The following is a 5,540-nucleotide window of genomic DNA, read 5'->3' as shown; positions in this document are numbered from 1 at the left end:
CCGCGGGCCCCCCCCCCGGGTGGGGTTGGGGGGCCCTCGGCCGTACTCGCGTTCGCCGCTGGGCGTCCGCTGCGGCGCGTTCGCCGTGCGCCTGCCTACTGGGCGCCGGAGGTCGCCGACAGCAGCTGCTCCAGCTCCTCCTCGCGCTCCTGCGCGGCCACGAAGAGCAGCTCGTCGCCGCCCTCCAGGGTGTCGTCCTTGGCCGGCACCAGCACCCGGCCCTCGCGGATGATGCTCACCAGCGCGGTGTCCGGCGGCCAGGTGACGTCGCCCACCCGGGTGCCGACCAGCTCGGCCTCGCCGGCCAGGGTCAGCTCGACCAGGTTGGCGTTGCCCTGGCTGAACCGCATCAGGCGGACCAGGTCGCCGACGCTGACGGCCTCCTCGACCAGCGCGGACATCAGGCGCGGGGTGGAGACGGCCACGTCCACGCCCCAGGACTCGTTGAAGAGCCACTCGTTCTTCGGGTTGTTCACCCGGGCGACCACCCGCGGCACCGCGTACTCGGTCTTGGCGAGCAGCGAGACGACCAGGTTGACCTTGTCGTCACCGGTCGCGGCGATCACCACGTGGCAGCGCTGCAGCGCCGCCTCGTCCAGCGAGGTGATCTCGCAGGCGTCGGCCAGCAGCCACTCCGCCATGGGCACCCGCTCCACCGAGATGGCGTTCGGGTTCTTGTCGATCAGAAGGACCTCGTGACCGTTCTCCAGCAGCTCGCCCGCGATCGAGCGACCCACGGCACCGGCCCCGGCAATGGCGACCCGCATCAGTGACCCTCCTCCTTCGGCCCCTGCGCGAACGCGGCCTCGACCGCCGTCAGGTCGGCCCGGCGCAGCATCACGTGCACCAGGTCGCCCTCCTGCACCACCATCTGCGGCGAGGGGAGCATCCCTTCGCCGAGCCGGGTGACGAACGACACCCGGGCGCCGGACGCCTCCTCCAGGCGGCCGATCCGCTGCCCCACCCAGTCCGGGTGGTACGCGACCTCGGCCAGCTGCACACTGCCGCTCGGGTCCTGCCACAGCGGCTCGGCGCCGCTCGGCAGCAGTCGGCGCAGCATCTGGTCGGCGGTCCAGCGGACCGTCGCCACGGTCGGGATGCCCAGGCGCTGGTACACCTCGGCGCGGCGGGGGTCGTAGATCCGGGCCGCGACGTTCTCGACGCCGAAGGTCTCCCGGGCGACCCGGGCAGCGATGATGTTGGAGTTGTCGCCGCTGGAGACGGCGGCGAAGGCGCCGGCCTCCTCGATGCCCGCCTCGCGCAGGGTGTCCTGGTCGAAACCGACCCCGGTCACCCGGCGCCCGTTGAACCCGGCGCCCAGCCGGCGGAATGCGGTCGGATCCTGGTCGACCACGGCCACCGAGTGGCCCTGTTTCTCCAGCGTTCTCGCGAGGGCCGAGCCCACGCGGCCGCAGCCCATGATGACGATGTGCACCGGCGCTACCTCACCCGTCCCGAAGGGGTCTTGACCTGCGCAAACACCGTTCATCTCCCTTTCCCGCCCGGACGTTCCGGGGCGAGGGTTCTCGTGGGGCGTCGGCCGGACTCCGCTCGACAACCAGAGTGTTGCCCACCGACTCGTATCCGACACGCTAGCCGGTCCACCGAACACAGTCGCGACGAAGGGGGGGATAAACGGCGCAAGCCGCGTCGGGATACCCCTACGATTCCTTAACGTGCCTATGCCGACTGACCTTCCGAAACGCCTTCTGATCGGGCGCGCCCTGCGCAGTGACAAGTTGGGGGAGACGCTCCTCCCCAAGCGGATCGCGCTGCCCGTCTTCGCCTCGGACGCGCTCTCCTCGGTCGCGTACGCCCCTGAGGAGATCCTGCTCACGCTCTCCATCGCGGGCGTCTCGGCGATCCACTTCTCCTGGCAGATCGGCCTCGTGGTGGCGGTCGTGATGCTCGCCGTCGTCGCCTCCTACCGGCAGAACGTGCACGCCTACCCCAGCGGGGGCGGCGACTACGAGGTGGCGACCGTCAACCACGGGCCGGCGGCCGGACTGGTCGTCGCCGCGGCCCTGATGGTCGACTACGTGCTCACCGTCGCCGTGTCCACCACCTCCGGCGTCGCCAACGTGGTCTCCGCCGTCCCGGCGCTGCGCGGCCACGAGATGATCGTCTCGGTGGTCGTGGTCGTGGTGCTGATGGGCATGAACCTGCGAGGGGTGCGCGAATCCGGCTCCGCCTTCGCGGTGCCCACCTACGCCTTCATGGCGGGCGTGATCGGTATGGTCGGCTACGGGGTCTTCCGGCACTTCGTGCTCGGCCAGTCCATGCCCGCCGAGAGCTCCGGCTTCCACCTCGCCGCCATCCCCGGCAACGACTCGCTCGGCGGGATCGCGCTGGTCTTCCTGCTGCTCAAGTCCTTCTCCTCCGGCTGCGCCGCGCTCACCGGCGTGGAGGCGATCTCCAACGGCGTGCCCGCCTTCCGCAAACCGAAGAGCAAGAACGCGGCCACCACGCTGCTGATGATGGCGAGCATCGCCGTGGTGATGTTCATGGGCATCATCTGGCTGGCCCGGCTCACCGGCGTGCAGATGGCCGAGAACCCGGCCGAGCAGCTGGTCGGCTCCGGCCCCGACTACCACCAGAAGACCGCGCTGGCGCAGATCAGCGAGGCCGTCTTCAACAACTTCACGCCCGGCTTCTACTTCGTCGCCGCCGTCACCGGCCTGATCCTGGTGCTGGCCGCCAACACCGCCTTCAACGGCTTCCCGGTGCTCGGCTCGATCCTCGCCCAGGACCGCTACCTGCCCCGCCAGCTGCACACCCGCGGCGACCGGCTGGCCTTCTCCAACGGCATCATCCTGCTGGCCATCGCCGCCATCCTGCTGATCATCGCCTTCGACGCGGACCCGACCCGGCTGATCCAGCTCTACATCGTCGGCGTCTTCGTCTCCTTCAACATGAGCCAGTCCGGCATGATCCGGCACTGGACCCGGCTGCTGCGCACCGAGACCGATCCGGCGAAGCGGCGCCACATGCAGCGCAGCCGGGCGATCAACGGCTTCGGCCTGGTGATGACGATGGCCGTGCTGATCGTCGTCCTGGTCACCAAGATCGGCCACGCCTGGATCGCGATCGCCGCGATGGCGGTGCTGTTCGTGATGATGAAGGGGATCCGGCGCCACTACGACCGGGTCTCCGCGGAGCTCATCGCGGCCGAGGAGCCGGACGACGTGGTGCTGCCCACCCGGGTGCACGCCATCGTGCTGGTCTCCAAGCTGCACAAGCCCGCGCTGCGCGCCCTCGCGTACGCCCGGCTGGCCCACGCCCACACCCTGGAGGCCGTCACCGTCAACGTCGACCCGGCGGACACGGCGGCGCTGCGGCGGGAGTGGGACGAGCGCGGCATCGAGGTGCCGCTCAAGGTGCTGGACTCGCCGTACCGCGAGATCACCGGGCCGGTCCTGGACTACGTGAAGAACCTGCGGCGCAGCAGCCCGCGGGACGTGGTCGCGGTCTACATCCCGGAGTACGTGGTCGGCCACTGGTACGAGCACCTGCTGCACAACCAGAGCGCGCTGCGGCTCAAGGGGCGGCTGCTGTTCAAGCCCGGGGTGATGGTCACCTCGGTGCCGTGGCAGCTGGAGTCCTCGGAGCGGCGCAGGCCGCAGAAGGCCTGGTCGGCGCCCGGATCCGTCCGTCGTGGCGAGCCGAGGGCGCCGAAGGCCGTAAAGTCGAAGGATTCCGCCCGTACCGGTGCCGACACCGGTGCCACTCCCGACCGCAGCAAGGACTCCTCCCAGTGACGCGCAACACTCCGCCCCGCTCCTCCGGCGCCTCCGGCAAGGGCAAGGGCGCCCGTCGGGGCGGCTCCCAGCCCGGGCAGGTGGCCCGGCCGCGCTGGGGCAAGCCGCACCGGCCGGAAGCCACCGACCGTGAGGGGCTGACGGCGCGCACCGCGCCGGTCGTGCCGGGGGAGGCCCCGGAGGAGAAGCCCGTGCGGGCCGCCAAGCCGGCCCAGGGCGAGAAGCCCGTCCGGGGTGACAAGCCCGTCCGCGACGGGAAGCCCGCCCGGGGCGAGAAGCCGGCCCGGGGTGAGAAGCCGGCCCGCGACGGGAAGGGCGCCCAGGACGGGAAGGGCGCGGACGGGGCCGCCCGGAAGGCGCCGCGCAAGCAGGCGGTGCGGCCGCCGAAGGCGCTGCGCGGCGCGGCCGCGGCGCGACCGCAGCGGGCGCAGGCCCCGTCCGGGGACCCGCTGGTCGGCGAGCGCTACGAGGTCGAGGTCGGCCCGGTCGCGCACGGCGGCGGGCACTGCGTGGCCCGGCACGAGGGGCGGGTGCTGTTCGTCCGGCACGCGCTGCCCGGCGAGAAGGTGGTCGCGCAGGTGACCGAGGGCACCACCACCTCGCGCTTCCTGCGCGCGGACGCCGTGGAGGTGCTGGAGCCCGCCAAGGACCGGATCGAGGCCCCCTGCCCGTTCGCCGGTCCGGGCAAGTGCGGTGGCTGCGACTGGCAGCACGTCACCCCCGGCGGGCAGCGCAAGCTCAAGGCCGCGGTGCTGACCGAGCAGCTGGCGAAGCTCGCCGGGCTGACCCCGGCCGAGGCCGGCTGGGACGGCAGCGTCGAGCCGGTCGGCGGCAAGCTGCCGCCCGGGCAGGTGCCGGCCTGGCGCACCCGGGTGCAGTACACGGTGGACGCGGAGAGCGACAAGGTCGGTCTGCGCAAGCACCGCTCGCACGACGTCCAGGTGATCGACCGCTGCCTGATCGCCGCCGAGGGCGTCACCGAGCTCGGCATCGAGTCCCGGGACTGGCCGGGGGTGGCGAGCGTCGAGGCGATCGCCGCGAGCGGCTCCTCGGACCGCCAGGTGGTGCTGACCCCGCGCGACGGCGCCCAGCTGCCGCTGGTCGAGCTGGACAAGCCGGTGTCGATCGCCCGGATCGACGACCAGGGCGACGCGCACAAGGTCCACGGGCGCGGCTTCGTCCGCGAGCGGGCCGCCGGGCGTACCTGGCGGATCAGCAACGGCGGCTTCTGGCAGATCCACCCGGAGGCGCCGGACACCCTGGTCGACGCGGTGCTGGACGGTCTGGACCCGCAGTGGGGCGAGAGCGCGCTCGACCTGTACTGCGGCGTCGGCCTGTTCGCCGGCGCGCTGGCCGACCGGGTCGGCGAGGACGGCGCGGTGCTCGGCATCGAGTCGGCCAAGCAGGCCGTCGTCGACGCCCGGCACAACCTGGCCGCGCTGGACAACGTGCGGATCGAGTGTGACCGGGTCGAGACGCTGCTGCCGCGCACCGGCATCACCGCCACCGACCTGATCGTGCTGGACCCGCCGCGGGCCGGCGCCGGACGCGAGACCGTCGCACACCTGGTCGGCCTGGAGGCCCGCCGGATCGCGTACGTCGCCTGCGACCCGGCGGCGCTCGCCCGGGACCTCGAGTTCTTCCGCGAGGGCGGCTACCGGCCGGTCTCGCTGCGGGCCTTCGACCTGTTCCCGATGACCCACCACTTCGAGTGCGTGGCCATCCTGGAGCCGGCCGGGGCCTGAGTCCGAGCCTGCCGTAACGGCCGAGGAGGCGGCACCC

Annotated in this window: 4 protein-coding genes; 2 read left to right on the top strand and 2 right to left on the bottom strand. The window is 72.3% G+C overall.

Annotated elements, in window-relative coordinates:
• Positions 1-95: 95 nt before the first annotated feature.
• The gene (locus tag ACFXPX_RS43360; RefSeq protein WP_375893042.1) at positions 96-767 is read right to left on the bottom strand and encodes a potassium channel family protein; all 672 of its coding nucleotides are present in this window, start codon (positions 765-767) and stop codon (positions 96-98) included.
• On the bottom strand, positions 767-1,435 hold the full coding sequence (locus ACFXPX_RS43355; RefSeq protein ID WP_375893044.1) for a potassium channel family protein: 669 nt from the start codon (positions 1,433-1,435) through the stop codon (positions 767-769). Before ACFXPX_RS43355 ends, ACFXPX_RS43360 begins: the two co-directional genes overlap by 1 nt.
• 241 nt (positions 1,436-1,676) lie before the next feature.
• Here ACFXPX_RS43355 and ACFXPX_RS43350 point away from each other — a divergent pair, with 241 nt between their 5' ends.
• Both ACFXPX_RS43350 and ACFXPX_RS43345 read left to right on the top strand, forming a co-directional pair.
• Positions 1,677-3,758 carry an APC family permease gene (locus ACFXPX_RS43350; protein ID WP_375893046.1) on the top strand — a complete coding sequence of 694 codons (2,082 nt, stop codon included), beginning with the start codon at positions 1,677-1,679 and terminating at the stop codon, positions 3,756-3,758.
• Between the two features lie 392 nt (positions 3,759-4,150).
• The gene (locus ACFXPX_RS43345; RefSeq protein ID WP_375893134.1) at positions 4,151-5,503 is read left to right on the top strand and encodes a class I SAM-dependent RNA methyltransferase; all 1,353 of its coding nucleotides are present in this window, start codon (positions 4,151-4,153) and stop codon (positions 5,501-5,503) included.
• Positions 5,504-5,540 lie beyond the last annotated feature (37 nt).

Source organism: Kitasatospora sp. NPDC059146, from assembly GCF_042786665.1.
GTDB lineage: Bacteria > Actinomycetota > Actinomycetes > Streptomycetales > Streptomycetaceae > Kitasatospora.
This window is presented reverse-complemented; position numbering and strand designations above follow the sequence as displayed.